The organism is Haemophilus parainfluenzae (genome assembly GCF_036288925.1).
GTDB lineage: Bacteria > Pseudomonadota > Gammaproteobacteria > Enterobacterales > Pasteurellaceae > Haemophilus_D.
On record NZ_CP127167.1, the window covers coordinates 1,680,072 to 1,697,553 of the forward strand.

The 17,482-nt window shown below is 39.0% G+C and carries 17 protein-coding genes and 1 pseudogene; 6 read left to right on the forward strand and 12 right to left on the reverse strand.

From position 1 onward, the window contains the following. Positions 1-23 precede the first annotated feature (23 nt). Positions 24-956: pseudogene (gene rluB / locus QQS40_RS08535) on the forward strand (23S rRNA pseudouridine(2605) synthase RluB); the annotation flags it as partial. A 15-nt stretch (positions 957-971) separates the two neighbouring features. Next, complete coding sequence (cysB, locus tag QQS40_RS08540) at positions 972-1,943, forward strand: HTH-type transcriptional regulator CysB (protein ID WP_329504813.1); 972 nt, start codon at positions 972-974, stop codon at positions 1,941-1,943. Between the two features lie 62 nt (positions 1,944-2,005). Here cysB and QQS40_RS08545 read toward each other — a convergent pair whose 3' ends face one another. Continuing rightward, complete coding sequence (locus QQS40_RS08545; RefSeq protein WP_289902261.1) at positions 2,006-2,401, reverse strand: hypothetical protein; 396 nt, start codon at positions 2,399-2,401, stop codon at positions 2,006-2,008. Positions 2,402-2,464: 63 nt separating this feature from the next. Between QQS40_RS08545 and QQS40_RS08550 the strand changes: the two genes are divergently transcribed. Then, positions 2,465-2,719, forward strand: coding sequence for a helix-turn-helix domain-containing protein (locus tag QQS40_RS08550; protein ID WP_126471291.1), 255 nt, complete (start codon positions 2,465-2,467; stop codon positions 2,717-2,719). A 55-nt stretch (positions 2,720-2,774) separates the two neighbouring features. On the opposite strand, the gene QQS40_RS08555 is transcribed toward QQS40_RS08550, so the two are convergent. Together QQS40_RS08555 and prmB are read right to left on the reverse strand one after the other, a co-directional pair. Continuing rightward, entirely contained in the window at positions 2,775-3,839 is a 1,065-nt protein-coding gene (locus QQS40_RS08555; protein ID WP_329504817.1) for an MFS transporter, read from the reverse strand. A gap of 97 nt (positions 3,840-3,936) precedes the next feature. Continuing rightward, on the reverse strand, positions 3,937-4,881 hold the full coding sequence (gene prmB / locus QQS40_RS08560) for a 50S ribosomal protein L3 N(5)-glutamine methyltransferase (protein WP_289902259.1): 945 nt from the start codon (positions 4,879-4,881) through the stop codon (positions 3,937-3,939). Positions 4,882-4,965: 84 nt separating this feature from the next. On the opposite strand from prmB, the gene smrB reads away from it, so the two are divergent. Continuing rightward, a complete protein-coding gene (smrB, locus tag QQS40_RS08565) occupies positions 4,966-5,475 on the forward strand; it encodes an endonuclease SmrB (protein WP_049355742.1) in 510 nt (169 codons plus the stop codon). Between the two features lie 40 nt (positions 5,476-5,515). Here smrB and trpA read toward each other — a convergent pair whose 3' ends face one another. The 9 genes from trpA to QQS40_RS08610 form a co-directional block, all read right to left on the reverse strand. Further along, positions 5,516-6,322 (reverse strand): tryptophan synthase subunit alpha, encoded by an 807-nt coding sequence (gene trpA / locus QQS40_RS08570; RefSeq protein WP_289902258.1) that lies wholly within the window; start codon positions 6,320-6,322, stop codon positions 5,516-5,518. Further along, complete coding sequence (gene trpB, locus QQS40_RS08575) at positions 6,322-7,518, reverse strand: tryptophan synthase subunit beta (protein ID WP_289902257.1); 1,197 nt, start codon at positions 7,516-7,518, stop codon at positions 6,322-6,324. Before trpB ends, trpA begins: the two co-directional genes overlap by 1 nt. A 12-nt stretch (positions 7,519-7,530) precedes the next feature. Then, the gene (locus QQS40_RS08580; RefSeq protein WP_289902256.1) at positions 7,531-8,289 is read right to left on the reverse strand and encodes an SDR family oxidoreductase; all 759 of its coding nucleotides are present in this window, start codon (positions 8,287-8,289) and stop codon (positions 7,531-7,533) included. 23 nt (positions 8,290-8,312) lie between these two features. Further along, on the reverse strand, positions 8,313-9,749 hold the full coding sequence (gene trpCF / locus QQS40_RS08585) for a bifunctional indole-3-glycerol-phosphate synthase TrpC/phosphoribosylanthranilate isomerase TrpF (protein WP_329504819.1): 1,437 nt from the start codon (positions 9,747-9,749) through the stop codon (positions 8,313-8,315). Positions 9,750-9,790: 41 nt separating this feature from the next. After that, on the reverse strand, positions 9,791-10,792 hold the full coding sequence (gene trpD / locus QQS40_RS08590; protein WP_289902254.1) for an anthranilate phosphoribosyltransferase: 1,002 nt from the start codon (positions 10,790-10,792) through the stop codon (positions 9,791-9,793). 11 nt (positions 10,793-10,803) lie between these two features. After that, positions 10,804-11,190: a tautomerase family protein gene (locus QQS40_RS08595; protein ID WP_005629316.1), complete on the reverse strand. Its 387-nt coding sequence runs from the start codon at positions 11,188-11,190 to the stop codon at positions 10,804-10,806. Between the two features lie 9 nt (positions 11,191-11,199). Further along, positions 11,200-11,784 (reverse strand): aminodeoxychorismate/anthranilate synthase component II, encoded by a 585-nt coding sequence (locus QQS40_RS08600; protein WP_289902253.1) that lies wholly within the window; start codon positions 11,782-11,784, stop codon positions 11,200-11,202. A 12-nt stretch (positions 11,785-11,796) separates the two neighbouring features. Then, complete coding sequence (gene trpE / locus QQS40_RS08605) at positions 11,797-13,347, reverse strand: anthranilate synthase component I (RefSeq protein ID WP_289902252.1); 1,551 nt, start codon at positions 13,345-13,347, stop codon at positions 11,797-11,799. Between the two features lie 197 nt (positions 13,348-13,544). Beyond that, on the reverse strand, positions 13,545-14,126 hold the full coding sequence (locus tag QQS40_RS08610; protein ID WP_289902251.1) for an FMN-dependent NADH-azoreductase: 582 nt from the start codon (positions 14,124-14,126) through the stop codon (positions 13,545-13,547). A 260-nt stretch (positions 14,127-14,386) separates the two neighbouring features. Between QQS40_RS08610 and thrS the strand changes: the two genes are divergently transcribed. Beyond that, a complete protein-coding gene (thrS, locus tag QQS40_RS08615) occupies positions 14,387-16,318 on the forward strand; it encodes a threonine--tRNA ligase (RefSeq protein ID WP_289902250.1) in 1,932 nt (643 codons plus the stop codon). Between the two features lie 127 nt (positions 16,319-16,445). Next, entirely contained in the window at positions 16,446-17,264 is an 819-nt protein-coding gene (locus QQS40_RS08620; protein ID WP_289902249.1) for a D-hexose-6-phosphate mutarotase, read from the forward strand. Positions 17,265-17,482 lie beyond the last annotated feature (218 nt).

Genomic DNA, 17,482 nt, shown 5'->3' on the forward strand with positions numbered 1-17,482 from the left:
AACCGCACTTTGAGCGTAAAGAACGTAAAAGTGCGGTCAATTCTGACATCAAATCAACCCCTAAAGCTAAGGTAGCTAGACCCTCTCGTCAATCTACTGTAGAAGGTGAAAAATTACAGAAAGTGCTTGCGCGTGCGGGACAAGGCTCTCGTCGTGAAATTGAAGCGATGATTGCTGAAAACCGTGTGAGTGTTGATGGCAAAATGGCGACTCTTGGTGATCGTATCGATGTACATTCTGGTGTAAAAGTGCGTATTGATGGTCGAATCATCAACCTTCAACAAGCACAAAAAGAAGTATGTCGTGTATTAATGTATTACAAACCGGAAGGCGAACTTTGTACCCGTAGTGATCCAGAAGGTCGTGCAACTGTATTCGACCGTTTACCACGCTTAAATGGTGCAAGATGGATTGCAGTCGGTCGTTTAGATATTAATACTTCGGGCTTATTACTTTTCACAACTGATGGTGAATTAGCTAACCGTTTAATGCACCCAAGTCGTGAAGTTGAACGTGAATATTCTGTGCGCGTATTTGGTCAAGTGGACGATGCGATGTTAGCACGTTTACGTAAAGGTGTGCAGTTGGAAGATGGTCCAGCCAATTTCAAAGAAATCAAATTTGCTGGCGGTGTTGGGATTAACCAATGGTACGACGTGACTCTAATGGAAGGTCGTAATCGTGAAGTGCGACGTTTATGGGAATCACAAGGTATTCAGGTGAGTCGCTTAATTCGCATTCGTTACGGCAACATTAAGCTAATGAAAGGCTTACCGCGTGGTGGCTGGGAAGAAATGGATCTGGAAAACGTCAACTATCTACGTGAGTTAGTAGGCTTACCACCAGAAACCGAAACCAAATTAGATGTAACAAAACCTCGTCGCCGACCAAAATCAGGTCAAATTCGTAAAGCAGTAAAACGTTATACTGAGTTAAGTAAACGCTATAAAAAATAATAGGTGGTATTAGCGATGAAAATGCAGCAACTTCGCTATATTGTTGAGATTGTAAACCAAAATTTAAACGTGACAGAAGCGGCTAACGCACTTTATACCTCTCAACCTGGTATCAGTAAACAGGTTCGCTTGTTAGAAGATGAACTCGGTTTAGAGATTTTTGAGCGTAATGGTAAACACATTAAATCCATTACACCTGCGGGTAAAAAGATCGTGGCTATTGCTCGTGAGCTTTTGGTTAAAGCACAAAGCATTAAATCGGTTGCCAATGAATATACCTGTCCGAATCATGGGGTGTTACGCATTGCGACAACCAATACACAAGCGCGTTATATGCTGCCAACCGTGGTGGAACGTTTCTCTAAACAATATCCGGATGTGAGTTTACATATTCATCAAGGTTCACCGACTCAAATTCATGATGCGTTGATTTCTGGCGAAGTGGATTTAGCGATCACGACAGAGGCACCGTATCTTTTCGATGATTTAATTCAACTGCCTTGCTATTTATGGAATCGTTCGGTGATTGTTGAACCTGATCATCCTTTAGCAAAAGTGAAAGAGCTTACCGTTGAAGACTTAGGTAAATATCCGTTAGTCACTTATACTTTCGGCTTTACTGGTGTATCTGATTTAGATTATGCGTTTAACCGAGCTGGTATTTTGCCGAATATTGTGTTTACTGCAACGGATGCTGACGTGATAAAAACCTACGTGCGTTTAGGATTGGGCGTGGGCATTATGGCGTCTATGGCACATACACCTTCCGATACGGATTTAGTGGCGATTGATGCGGGAAATTTATTTCGTCCGAGTATAACGCAAATAGCCTTTAAACACAGCACATTCTTACGCAACTATATGTATGATTTTATCGAATTTTTCTCACCGCACTTAACACGTCCAATGGTTGAAAAAGCCGAGAGATTGCGTGATAACAATGCCGTGAAGAAATTGTTTGATAATGTCGAATTAGATGTGAAGTAAAATAGCAGTTAAAAATTAAACTTTTTTATAGAAGAAAGGACACGTTATAGCGTCCTTTTTTGCTATTGTTTTTCATTTTGATTCTGAAGTTTCTCTTGTTTTGAATGATAAAAATAGAGGTATGTTAAACCAATTGGTGCGATAAATACTGCGAACACAAAACACAGCATCATGGTTATGAATTTGATTATAAGCATGAATAGAGCATTAACAAAGAAAACATTATTTCCTAAAATATATTCAATAATACTTTCATAAACAAATCGAGAATAGGGATATAAGAATAAACAAATTAATCCAAGGATTATATTAGTAAGAAATATAGATGAGTTACCAGTATGACTGTAGTTGTTATATCCTATAACAGCCATAAATGTAAAAAAGATTGACCCGAATAAAAATTGACGAATATAGTAATCTTTTGATAAGCCACCAAGAGTCTTAGATAAAAATGACATAACATCTCCTTATAGTTGAACCTAAAACGGGTACAAGTATGACTTGCACCTAAAATAGGTGCAATGAGAAAATTAAGATTATCTATTCATTCCGATGAATATATTTGGTTAAGAGAATTATTGCTTAATCGAAGAAAAGAGCTGGGTTTATCACAACGCGCATTTGGAGAAAAATTGGGCGTTGTACATTCGTTTATTGGAAAAGTCGAGACAGGAGATCGTCGTTTAGATGTATTTGAATTCATCGAATATTGCAAAGGACTTAATTTAGATCCAATTCAGGTATTAAGAGAAATTGAAGAAAAATTTAAAGTATAATATTTGTCATATAGTTTTACAAAAGTGTATTGAGACATTGACTCAATACGCTTTTTTACAATAAAAACAAATGAGGCACTAAATTCATGACGATAACGGTCGCGATAGAAAGCAATAATCGTGATGAGCCAAAGATAAAACCTCGGTTGGTGCCGTTATCAAATTTTACTAATAAATTTGCCATCGCCGTTAAGGCATAGACTTCAATTACCGTGAAGATGACTAAGTAAATATAAGCGGAAACCACAGAAATATATTTCAACGTAATAAACCAAGGCAAGATAATGCCCACAGCCAAGATTGGTGCCACCCATAAGGTTTGTTTAATCGTTAAATTAATTTTTCGAGAAAAATAACTTTGTAATGATACAGTCAACAAACCATTTACAAAAAGTGCCATCGGGGAGTGTTCTGTCATCCCTAATTTATTATCGAAAAGAAATGGGAAGATCACAAAGAATGACGTTGCAATGGAAAGAGGAATAAATAGCATCAAATGCACAAATAAAAATTCTTTGGTGATGATTTCTTTAACTTGAGCAATGCGAAACTTCACTAAGGTCTGTAAGGTTTGGATTTGATAAAACGGTTTTACCATTAAGGCAAAGAGAACCGCTTCCATCGCAAAGCAGACCCAAATCAGCGACTCAATGTGATTGTATTTGATAAATGGAATCACTAACAAAGGCGCAAACATAGACGACATGGAGGTGACTTTTAAATATTTTCCCTGTAATCGAGTTTTCTCTTTGTATTCTTCGCCTGCGAGTACAAGTAGGCAGGCTTTCGCATTGGTACCAAACAAACAACTGCCTAAGCCAAAACAGGTGGTGGCAATTAAAAGCAGAAGGTAATTGTCTGCAGAGAGAAAGAAAATGTAGGCGATCACATCTAAAAAGCACCCAAGCAACATCATTTTGGCCAGTCCAAATCGATCGCCCCAAATACCGGCTAAAATGGCTAATGCTTGGTTGCAGAAGAAAAGCAACGAGAGTGAAAAGGCAATTTCACTGTTACTTAAGCCTTTTCCTTGTAAATAGATGAAAAATACCGTTTGCATGGAAAAGAATGCAAGGGTAGAAAAGAAACGGCGAGTCAGTAAAAGTTTTTGTAAATTCATTGTGTTATTAAAAAAAGAAAAGCACGCGTTAAGAACGCGCGCCAGTAATTGGTTAAGTGCGGTCAAAATTCACGACGATTTTTAACCGCACTTGAGATTAAAATGAATCGTGATATTTCACTAAATCTTCGCGGCTAATGGCAAATACACCTAGACCGCCATTTTTTAGTTCAACCCATTCAAATGGCACATCTGGATATTGTTCAATGAGACTTACCATACTATTGCCTACTTCGCAAACGAGCACGCCATTTGGTGTTAAATAATCCGGCACTTGTTTTAAAATTTGTTTTGTAATTTCTAAACCATCAACACCGGAACCTAAGGCTAATTCAGGCTCATAATGGAATTCTTCCGGCATATCTGCCAAATCTTCTTCATCTACATAAGGTGGGTTGGTCACGATTAAATCATATTGTTGACCGAAGAGATTTTGGAATAAATATGATTGAATCGGGAAAACACGGTGTTCTAATTGGTGGCGTGCAATATTGATTTCCGCTACATTTAACGCATCCACAGAAAGATCGACTGCATCCACTTCAGCCTCAGGAAAGGCTTCAGCAGTAGCAATCGCGATACAACCACTGCCGGTACAAAGATCTAAAATACGTTTTGGTTCAGATTTTAAAAGCGGAGCAAATTTATCTTGGATTAATGCACTAATTGGCGAGCGAGGAATAATCGTCCGCTCATCTACATAGAATTCTAATCCGCAGAACCACGCACTATTTGTTAAATAGGCGACAGGCATACGTTGCTCAATACGGCTTAAGACTAATTGTACTAAGGTTTCTTTTTCTGAGTGAGTGAGTTTGCTGCTAAATAAATCTTGCGGTAAATCGAGCGGTAATTGAAGTCCCGCAAGGACTAATTGAAGACTTTCATCCCACGCATTGTCATGGCCTTGTCCGTAATAAATATCAGAACGGTTAAATGTGCTGTATGTCCAGCGTAAAAAATCTTGAATGGTTGTTAATTCACTTGCCACATTATCTTCTAAAATTGTCGCAACAAGTTCTTGATTGTGTAAGGTTTCCATTTTGTGCCTCAATAAAAAATTTGGCTAGTTATACCATAGAATAGATGTGCTATCATTAAGCAAAATAACAAATTGAGAAAAATAATGACAGAACAAGATGATTTCGATCTTTTTCGGGCGGAAACAAAAGGGATCAAACCCATCAAGCAAGATACTTTTGTGGCGCCGCGTCAAAAGAGCGGTCAAAAAAAATCCGATTTACGTGATATTCGAGAAAAAGAAGATACGCTTTTCTATTTTTCCGATGAATATGAACCATTGCTAAATGAACATGATGGTGTCATCAAATATTTACGCGAAGGGGAAGATAGCCATTTATTGAAACAACTTCGTCGTGGCGATTTTTCACCCGAATTATTTTTGGATTTACATGGTTTAACCCGTGAGCAAGCCAAAATGGAATTAGCGGCATTGTTGCTAGCTTGTGAAGATCAGCATGTTTATTGCGCGAGCATCATGACCGGCTATGGAACCTTTACGTTGAAAAAACAAATTCCACGTTGGTTAGTTCAGCACCCTAAAGTCCGGGCGTTACACCAAGCACCCAAAGAATGGGGTGGAGAAGCAGCGATACTCATTTTAGTGGATGTATAAAGAAAGATGCAGATCGACATTGATCTGCATCTTTTGTCAATTATTTTGTTGCTGCTTTCATATTGCGAACAAACTCAGCAAGTTCAGTTAAACATTGAGCTTGATTATCTAAATTTCGCTCAATGATTTTTACCGTTGCAGAGCCTGAAATAGCTCCCGCAGCACCAAGTTGAAGAGCCTCTTTTACTTGAGCAGGTTGAGCAATACCAAAACCTTGTAGAATTGGTGGAGCCTTATGAGCTTTAAGTTGTTCTACAAGTGTATCTAAGTTTGCAGCATGAGCTTGATTCTCTGCACTTGTTACACCTGCACGAGAAACTAAATAGGTATAGCCTTCGCTGTTTTCAGCAACACCTTGTACCGTTTTGGCATCAGCATTTGGTGGGCAAATAAAGACAGGTTGAATGCCATACTTTTTAGCAGCTTGAACATAGTCTTCTTTTGCCAATAGTGGAATATCTGCTACTAAAACCGCATCCACGCCGACTTCTGTACAACGTTGATAGAAATTATCTAATCCTTTAGCAAAAATCAAATTTGCACAAAGGAGTAAGCTAATCGGAATTTCTGGATATTTTGACCGTACTTTAGCGAGTAATTTAAAGCTGTCTTCAGTGCTATGGCCCGCATTTAGCGCACGGTTATTAGCTGCCTGGATTACGGGACCGTCTAATAGCGGATCAGAAAATGGAAAGCCTAATTCCAACGCATCTGCGCCATTTTCAACTAAAGTACAAATAATCTCAAAAGAGCGATCAAATGTTGGATCGCATAATGTAACGAAAGGTACAAAAGCCCCTTCTTTTTTCGCTGCAAGTTCTGCAAATTTAGTTTCAAAACGGCTCATTATTGCATTCCTTTTTCTTTTAAAATTTTATCAACGGTGAAAATATCTTTATCCCCACGACCAGAAAGATTCACCACTAAAATTTGTTCTTTATTCGGTTCTTGATGAATCATTTTTAGTGCATGAGCTAATGCATGAGAACTTTCCAATGCAGGAATAATCCCTTCATGTTTTGCTAATGCTTGGAAAGCGTTTAATGCTTCATCATCTGTAATGCTTGGGTATTCGGCACGACCAATACTTTGCAAGTAAGCATGTTGAGGCCCAACAGAAGGGAAGTCTAATCCAGCAGAAATAGAGTAGGATTCTTCCACTTGACCATCTTCAGTTTGCATTAAAGGTGATTTCATGCCGAAATAAATACCCACTTTTGCATGGCCTAATGGCGCACCATGTTCACCACTTTCAATGCCGTGACCTGCAGGTTCTATACCAATTAAACGTACATCTTTTTCATCAATAAAATCGGCAAACATACCAATCGCATTGGAACCACCACCAACTGCCGCGATGACAGCATCCGGTAAACGGCCTTCTTTTTCTAAAATTTGACGTTTAGTTTCTTCACCAATCATTTTTTGGAATTCACGTACAATCGTCGGGAATGGATGAGGACCTGCTGCGGTACCCAATAAATAATGGGTGTTTTCATAGTTGGCTGACCAATCACGCATCGCTTCACAGCACGCATCTTTCAATGAGCAAGAACCTTTTTGTACAGGAATCACTTCTGCGCCCATCAAACGCATACGGAAGACGTTTGGTGATTGACGTTCCACGTCTTTTGCCCCCATATAAACACGGCAAGGCATATCTAACATCGCACAAGCAAGGGCTGTTGCTACGCCATGTTGTCCTGCACCAGTTTCTGCGATAATACGTGTTTTACCCATGCGTTTTGCTAATAAAATTTGACCTAATACTTGGTTGGTTTTATGGGCACCGCCGTGAAGTAAATCTTCACGTTTTAAATAAATTTTTGCTTTTGTCCCTTTGGTTAAATTACGGCAAAGGGTAAGTGCGGTTGGTCTGCCCGCATAATTTTTAAGTAAATCTTGAAATTCACGTTGGAATTCAGGATCGTCTTTTGCTTCCACAAAGGCTTTTTCTAGCTGTTGTAATACCGGTACGAGAATTTCCGGTACATACATTCCGCCAAATTCACCGAAATAAGGATTTAAAAGGGTTTCTGACATAATATTTCCTTGTTATTTTTGAATTCTTGCAACATTAAGTGGTGCAAAGGTTTGTGCAGTTGGCATCACTTCAATGCGATTAATATTGACATGTTCAGGTTGTTGATTGAGCCATAACACAATATTAGCTATATCTTGTGGGCTGACATATTCCACATTTTCATAGAGTTTTTTTGCTCGGGCATCATCACCTTTAAAGCGGATATTAGAAAATTCAGTTCCACCACAAAGACCGGGTTCAACATTGGACACGCGAATTTGTGTACCAGCAAGATCGGCTCGAAGATTTAAACTAAATTGTTTTATAAAAGCTTTAGTGCCACCGTATACATTGCCACCTGGATAAGGATAAGTACCTGCAATTGAGCCTAAATTAATAATATGACCTGAATTGCGTTCAACCATTTGTGGTAACACAAGACGAGTGATGGTGACGAGACCTTTAATATTGGTATCAATCATTTGCATCCAATCGTCTAAACTCGCTTTATCTGCACTTTCTAAGCCTAATCCTAAACCTGCATTATTCACCAATAAATCAATGGATTGCCAAGTAGCGGGAAGGGAATGGAAAGCATCTTCTGTTGCTTGGCGATCTGAAATATCAAAGGCAAGAAAATGGAAGTTCTCACCTAATTCTTGTTGTAATTGTTCTAAACGAGCTACGCGGCGCCCTGTGCCAATTACACGATAACCATTTTCAATAAATGTGCGACAAATTGCCGCACCAAATCCGGCAGTTGCGCCGGTTACTAACGCTGTTCTTTGCATAATGCTTCCCCTTAGCAATCAGATTAATTTGACAAAATCGTCTTAAAAACTGACCGCACTTTTTCGCTGTCTTTTACGCCTGCGGCAGTTTCTACACCAGAATTGAGATCAACCCCTAGGCAACCTTGCTTAATGGCTTGTTCAATATTGTCGGGTGAAATACCACCCGCCAAAATAATTTTGTGTTTCAAGTTTTCAGGAATGAGTGACCAATTAAAGGTTTTTCCTGTGCCACCTTGCTGATTAGCGGATTGGCTATCGAAAATATAGCGAGCAATATTTAAATCATCAGTAAAATCAACTGCACTTTGTGCTTCAGTATCGACTGAAATAGCTTTCCAAATTTGAGTATCCTCAGGTAGTTGATGGCGAAGTGCAGTAATAAATTCAGTGGTTTCTGAACCGTGTAGCTGAACGGCATAAAGCTGCAATTGTTTAGCGATTTTTACAATAAAATCAATTTCTTGATTCTGGAACACGCCAACAAAATGAAGTGGTGATGCTGTCACTAATTCTTGTGCTTGACGTAGGCTCACACAGCGTTTTGAATGATCGACGAAAATTAAGCCGCCGTATAATGCCCCGTTTGCGTAAACCTCTTTGACGTCTTGCGTGCGAGTTAAACCGCATACTTTATTTTCGCCAAAAATCACTTCACGCACAGCATTATTTAAATCTGCACTGCCCATTAGGCTGCTGCCGATCAAAAAGCCATGTGCCACTTTTTGCAAATCACGAATTTGACTGTGATTATAAATCCCTGATTCGCTGATAATACGTGCATCCGCGGGGATACGATCGGCATATTTTTGTGTGAGTTCTACTACGCGGTTTAAATCAACAGTGAGATCGTGAAGATTACGATTGTTAACACCGATAATTTTTGCACCTAGAGCAAGGGCTCGCTCAAATTCTTCTTCATTGCTGGTTTCTGTCAATACCCCCATGCCGAGAGAATGTGCAAGATCAGCCAATACGCGATAGGTTTCATCATTCACCACTGAAAGCATCAATAAAATAGCATCAGCTTGATAGGAACGCGCAAGATAAACCTGATATTCGCTGATCATAAAATCTTTGCACAATACAGGTTGTGAGACAACGTCACGTACTTGCGGCAAATAGTCAAATTTACCTTGGAAGTATTTCTCATCCGTTAGCACTGAAACCGCTGACGCATAATGTTTATACACATTGGCGATTTCATCTAAATTAAATTCACCACGAATTAATCCTTTAGAAGGGGACGCTTTCTTACATTCTAAAATATAAGCCGGTTTTTGATGGGTGCCTTTACCCAACGCATCATAAAAAGAGCGGTCAGATTTTTGAATGTTTTCTTTAAATTGTGAAAGCGGAAATTCAGTTTCCTTTGCTTTAACCCATAGTGCTTTGTCTAAGACGATTTTTTGTAGCACCGTAGCAGAGTCAATTGGTTTGGTGAAATCTTGCGTGATCATAATTTTTCTTCTTATTGTGGCTTATCAAATCAGCCTTTATCTTAATATTTTGTCAAATGTTGTAGTGTCTCAAACGCTTTGCCTGAAGCAAGGTGAGCCAACACATTTTGAACATTTTGTTTTAAGTCATCATGACCAAATAATTTCAGCAATAATGCCACATTTGCGGCTACCGCATTAGCATGCTCTGCTTTGCCTTTACCTTGTAAAAGTGCGGTCAGATATTGGGCGTTTTCTTGCGGTTCGCCACCACGTAAACTTTCTAAAGATTGTGTTTTTAAACCAAAATCTTCTGGCGTTAAGGTGAAGTAGTCAATTTTGCCGTTTTTAATTTCAGCGACTTGCGTTTCACCATGTACGGCGACTTCATCAAGACCCGCACCATGAACCACAAAAGTATGTTGATGGCCTAATGCAACAGCTGTTTCAGCATAGGTTTTCACTAATTCAGGAGCATACACACCAAGCAAATGATAAGTTGGGCGAGCTGGATTGATTAATGGCCCCAAAATGTTAAAAAGCGTACGTGTTTTTAATGCTGCACGAACAGGAGCGACATGTTTAAACCCACTGTGATATTGTTGAGCAAATAAGAAGCATACGCCAATATCATCAAGTGCTTGACGAGCTTGTTCTGACGTGACATTCACATTTACACCAAGTGCGGTTAATACATCACTGGCACCTGATTTGCTTGATACGCTTCGGTTACCGTGTTTTGCTACTTTGGCACCCATAGAGGCTGCAACAATGGCACTCGCCGTAGAAATATTAATTGTGTTTTGACCATCGCCACCCGTTCCTACAATATCCGCAAAAGGGTAATCAGGACGAGGGAATGATTTGGCATTGTTCAAGGATGCTGATACCGCACCACTTAATTCCTCAATGGCGGCACCACGTACTTTTAACGCAATCAGCATGGCAGCGATTTGTTCGTTATTCAGTTCGCCTTGCATAATGGCATTAAAAATGACCGCACTTTCTTCTTTATTAAGTGTTTTTCCACTGTAAAGTTGTTCTAATAATTGAGCCGTTTGCATAATCTCGTCCTTTATACGTAAATATCGTAATCTAAATCGCGTGCTTCATCGCCAGTCATACCACGGAAACCCCAACAATGCGCAGGTTGTTCTTTAATCGTAATTTCAACGTTGTGAGATTTAATCCCAATTTTGTATTCCAGTTCGCTGAAAAGCATTTTGATTAAACGTTTTTTCGTGCCTTCCATACGACCTTGCATGAGGTTAATTTCAATAACGGTGTAATCATCGTTACGATCGATAGGATAAAGGAAATCTTCTTTATCTAAACATAAAAAACGAATTGCATGCTTTCCACGAGGAATGTCTAAACCAAGGTTTAAACAGTTATAAATTACTTCAGCAATATCTTGACGACGAGGTGCAAGCACTTCTTTTAATCCATATACGGTAATCATTTTTCTTCCTTAATCTCTGTTTAATAACCATTCCACAGATTGTTGTAATAATTTGGGACCTTGCACAGTAAGGATGCTTTCTGGATGGAATTGGAAAGCACAAATTGGCAAGGTTTTATGACGAATCGCCATCACGATACCATTGTAATCGGCATTGACAATAAATTCGTCAGGCAGATTTTTACCCATTAAAGAGTGATAGCGTGCCACAGGCATTGGGTTAGCAATATCTTTAAACATGGCTTGGTTATCGTGTTGAATGCGCGATACTTTACCATGTAATACTTCGCCTGCATGTACAACCTCTCCACCAAAAGCTTGAATAAGCGCTTGATGGCCTAAGCAAATACCAATAATTGGCACATCATTTTTTAAACGTTCAATAAGTGGGAGTAAGATGCCTGCTTCTGCCGGGGTACCTGGTCCTGGAGAGAGTGCAAGAATCGTATCCGGTGTATTTAATGCTTCTTGTACCACTTGTTCTAAATTAGTGTCATTACGATAAATTTTTACGTTATGCCCAAGCACTCGGAATTGATCCACTAAGTTATAAGTGAATGAATCAAAATTATCTAAAAAGAGAATATTAGCCATAATTTATCGTCCTTATTTTGCTTGGGTATTGATTTGTTTGATTGCTTTAAGCACTGCAGCCGCTTTATGGCGAGTTTCATCCGCTTCCATTTGTGGATCAGAATCCAATACTTCGCCACAACCCGCTTGAATATGGGCAATGCCATTTTGTACAAAAGCAGAACGAATGACGATACAGGTATCGAAATGACCATCAGACGTGAGATAACCGACCGCACCACCGTAGCTGTGACGTTTTTGCTGTTCAAATTGATAGATTAACTGCATCGCTTTGATTTTAGGCGCACCAGTTAATGTCCCCATATTCATACAAGCTTGATAAGCGTGTAAGGCATCAAGTTCAGGACGAAGTTTACCCACTACGCGAGAAACCAAATGCATGATGTGCGAATAGCGATCCACTTGCATTAATTCGGCGACTTTACGTGTACCACTTTGGCAAACACGAGCAATATCATTACGGGCTAAATCCACTAACATTAAATGTTCAGCTTGCTCTTTATGATCAAGACGTAATTCTAATTCCAAACGTGCATCTAATTCTGGATCAATATTACCATGGGCATCAAAACCACGTGGGCGAGAACCTGCAATTGGATAAATTTCTAATTGGCGATTGTCCGGTGCATATTTCAACGCACTTTCTGGTGATGCTCCGAATAAAATGAAATCCTCATCGTTCATGTAGAACATATAAGGGCTTGGATTGTTATGTTTTAATTGTGCATAGCTCGCAAGGGTATTCGGGCAAGCCAATGAAAAACGGCGGGATGGCACGATTTGGAACACATCACCAATATTAATATGATGTTTTAATGCTTTTACAATGCCGATGAATTCAGGATCTTCAAAGTTAGTGTTGACCTCATCACTTGCTGCTTTAATGGAAAATACACCATCAATATTTTTTAATTTTTGAGCAATAGAAAGTGCCGTTTTCGCGACTTCCACTTGTTCTTCTTGACTAAAACAAAAGCTTTTTAATGTGGCTTGTTGGCTTTGGTGATCGATGGTGATTAAATTTTCTGCGAGATAAAAACTGTAATCCGGGCAGTTAATGCCATCATCTTTTAATTCAACACCTTGCATTGGAATAAAATTTGCCACCAAATCATAAGCAAATAAACCACCTAAAAAGACAGGTGTGCTGCTATGTTGATAATGGTTAGAAATTACACGAAGTCCATCAAAAATGGTTGCAGCTTGTAATTTGCTGTCTTCATCTAATTGATTGTCGAGCTGCGCAAATTGTACAGAAAATTCATTCTCAAAATTAACCACACTTACGGTACCAAGTTGGCTTAATACAGGATGAATTTCGTTTAACACTTGTTTTCCGTTCGCATTCAATGCTCTAAAGGTCACCTGATTGCCTAAACAAGTAATTTTAACGGCAGCATTAATTAGAATAAGGCTCTGTAAGCTATTTTTACTACCAATTTCGGCAGAGTCGAGTAGAAGAGAATTTGAGTTCTGTTGGCAAAGCGTATTAAAAATTGCGGTGGTGTCGGCATGATAGGGAACCGGTTGAGAGGTCACCGCAATAAAAGGGGTATTTTTCATAATCAATCCTGTATTTTGAACTTTTGCACTATTAAACTAGTACACAATGCATAAGTCAAGAAAATAATCAAAAAATTGGCGTGATTTTACAATATTTTTTTAATTTTTAACCAAAGATATTAAAAATAGAGAAAGTTGATTAGAAAAAAGCCATTTTGAGGCATATCTCAAAATGGCTTATCTGGGGATTTTAGTAATTAGAGAGATGCAACAATCTCATCAATTTTATTTCTTGCTGAACGTTGTGCTTTTTCAATCGCTTCAGCACCTAATCCGATGCCTTTTGCATAAGCAAACTGAACATCGGTAATGCCAACAAAACCTAAAATCGCTTTTAAGTAAGTTGTCACATTGTTGTTGTCATCATACATGCCACCAAAACTTGCTAATACAACCGCTTTTTTACCTTGAAGTAAACCTTCAGGGCCATTTGCGGTGTATTGGAAAGTCACACGAGGACGCGCAATAAAATCAAAATAAGATTTAAGTTGTGTTGGGATGCCTAAGTTATACATAGGTGCACCAATTACAATAATATCAGCGGCTTTTAATTCAGCCACTAACTCATCAGATAAGGCTAAAAGTGCATTTTCTTCTGCAGTTTTAGGTTCGCCACGTACCGCAGTTGCCGCCGTTGCATCAAAATGGGGAAGTTGTTGCGCCGCTAAATCACGTACCACAATGTTGTGGTCTTTTAATTTTTCAATGGTGTAATCGGCTAATTTATTACTTTGAGAGTTATCTGCAAGGATGCTTGATTTCAATACTAATACGTTCATAGAGTTTCCTTTAATTGGTGTTTATCAAAAGTGCGGTCATTTTATCGGAAATTTTGAATAGATAAAGTAGCTATCAGGAAAATCATTATTTACTCATTGGAAAGAATTCAGCGAGATATTAACAAGTGTGGTGGAAAGTGCTAAAATTCTCCGCCGCACTTGGTTTGCTCGATAGTGGGAGTGAATGAAAGTGCGGTTTGTTTTTAATCATTATTTGCATGTTGCCTTTCGTATGGGCGACCACTGTATAAGGAAAAATTATGCCTATTATTACTTTACCGGACGGTTCTAAACGTGAATTTGATCGTCCAGTTTCTGTGTTAGAAGTGGCTCAAGATATCGGAGCCGGTCTTGCCAAAGCAACCATCGCTGGCCGTGTAAACGGTGAACGTCGTGATGCGTGTGACATCATCAATGAAGATGCCAACCTTGAAATTATTACGGCAAAAGATGAAGACGGTTTAGAAATTATTCGTCACTCTTGCGCACACTTGCTTGGTCACGCTATCAAACAATTATTCCCAGATGTCAAAATGGCAATCGGTCCAACGATTGAAAATGGCTTCTATTATGACGTGGATTTAGACCGTTCTTTAACGCAAGAAGACATTGATGCTATCGAAAAACGTATGCTGGAATTGGCGAAAACCAATTATGACGTGATCAAAACTCCGGTAAGCTGGCAAGAAGCAAGAGATACTTTTGAAAAACGCGGTGAGCCATACAAAATGGCTATTTTAGATGAAAACATCGAACGTACCGCAACGCCTGCGCTTTATCATCACGAAGAATACATTGATATGTGTCGTGGGCCGCATGTGCCGAATATGCGTTTCTGCCATCACTTCAAATTAATGAAAGTAGCCGGTGCATACTGGCGCGGTGATAGCAAAAATAAAATGTTACAACGTATCTACGGTACGGCTTGGGCAGATAAAAAACAATTAGCAGAATACTTAACTCGCTTAGAAGAAGCGGCAAAACGTGACCACCGTAAAATCGGTAAAGCGTTAGATTTATATCATATGCAAGAAGAAGCACCGGGTATGGTGTTCTGGCATAACGATGGTTGGACAATTTTCCGTGAATTGGAAACCTTCGTACGTACTAAATTAAAAGAATACGATTATCAAGAAGTGAAAGGTCCGTTCATGATGGACCGTGTGTTATGGGAAAAAACAGGTCACTGGCAAAACTACGGCGATTTGATGTTTACTACACAATCAGAAAACCGTGAATATGCGATTAAACCAATGAACTGCCCGGGACACGTTCAAATCTTTAACCAAGGTTTAAAATCTTACCGTGATTTACCAATCCGTATGGCGGAATTTGGTTCTTGTCACCGTAACGAACCATCAGGTTCTTTACACGGTTTAATGCGTGTACGTGGCTTTACTCAAGATGATGCACATATTTTCTGTACTGAAGACCAAATTGAAAGTGAAGTAACCAGTTGTATCAAAATGGTTTACGACATTTACAGCACGTTCGGTTTCCAAAATATTCAGGTGAAATTATCCACTCGTCCTGAAAAACGTATCGGTGCAGATGATATGTGGGATCGTGCAGAAGCAGGTCTTGCAGCAGCATTAGCACATAACGGCCTTGAATATGAAATTCAAGAAGGTGAAGGTGCATTCTATGGTCCGAAAATTGAGTTTGCATTACGTGACTGCTTAGATCGTGAATGGCAATGCGGTACTATCCAATTAGACTTTGCATTACCAGGCCGTCTAAATGCGTCTTATGTGGCAGAAGATAATGATCGCCGTACACCAGTGATGATTCACCGTGCGATTTTAGGTTCGATTGAACGTTTCATCGGTATTATTACTGAAGAGTATGCGGGTTTCTTCCCAGCATGGTTAGCGCCAGTTCAAGCGATTGTGATGAATATTACTGATAGTCAAGCTGATTACGTGCAAAAAGTGGTGAAACAACTTTCTGATGCTGGATTACGTGTTAAAGCTGATTTACGTAATGAAAAAGTCGGCTTCAAGATTCGCGAACACACCTTACGTCGCGTGCCTTATATGCTTGTTTGCGGTGATAAAGAAATCGCCGAAGGCAAAGTGGCAGTACGTACCCGTAAAGGTGCTGATTTAGGTACTTTCACGATTGAAGAGTTTGCTGAAATCTTAAAATCCCAAGTAAGACAACGTGAGTTGAAATTGTTGGGTGAAGAGTAATTAATTTTTTAAAATCTTAATTAAAAATGACCGCACTTTGATGTGCGGCTTTTTTATATTCACGGTATAAAAATAAACTCAAGTCTCTCTTTCTTCTATATAATAACCTTATCACAAGGAGGCGAATATGACAGCTCAAACTCAACAATTAACACCAGAATTAACTTTAGAATATATCAATGAAATTCCTGTTTTAATCTTAAATCACCCAGTAGGATCGGCTCGAATTGCACTACAAGGGGCACAGCTATTAAATTGGCAGCCTAAAGGGGCAGAGCAGGATATTTTTTGGTTAAGTGAGATTGAATCTTTTACACAAGGTGTTGCGATTCGTGGTGGTGTACCGATTTGTTACCCTTGGTTTGGCGGTGTTAAACAACCTTCACACGGTACAGCGCGTTTACGTTTATGGCAATTAAGTGATTATGATCTGCAAGCGAATGAAGTGCGGTTAGAATTTTCACTGTTTTCTGAATATGGTGTGATTGAAGCCAAAATGAAAATGGAATTTACCGATAAATGCACAATGACTTTAACGCATTTGGGACAAGAGCCAGCTCAAGCAGCATTACACAGCTATTTTAATATCGGTGATATTTCACAAATTGAAGTCCAAAATTTACCAAGCCGTTGTTATGACTCATTACAAGGTAAACATACTGATGTTCCTTCAACACGCAGAATAGAACAAGGTGTAGATTGTATTTATACGTTAGAGAAAGATAAAACATTGTTGGTGGATAAAGCATTTAATCGACGTATTCAAATTACCCATCATTATGTAGATTCAATTGTGCTATGGAATCCTTGGGAGAAAACACCTAGTGCAATGAAAGCAGATGGATATAAAAATATGGTGTGTATTGAAACCGCAAGATTAGAGAAACTACTTCAATTTGGAGAGAGCATTTCAGCTGAAATAAGTGCTTTACCTGCTGATATTTAAAGGAATAGAAATCCTTGTTGCATAAACGTGGCAAATACTATAAAATCTGGCTCGTTTTTTGTTTGTTTTTATAGCAAATGATTTAATAGATCTTCTGTTTGAATGCAGTCGATTTTTTCTTAAATAAATAGAAGGAATAACATTATCAAAACCGTAAAAAAAGCGCCGGCAGCTAACCGCCCGAATCGCATTAACGATGAAATTCGAGTAAAAGAAGT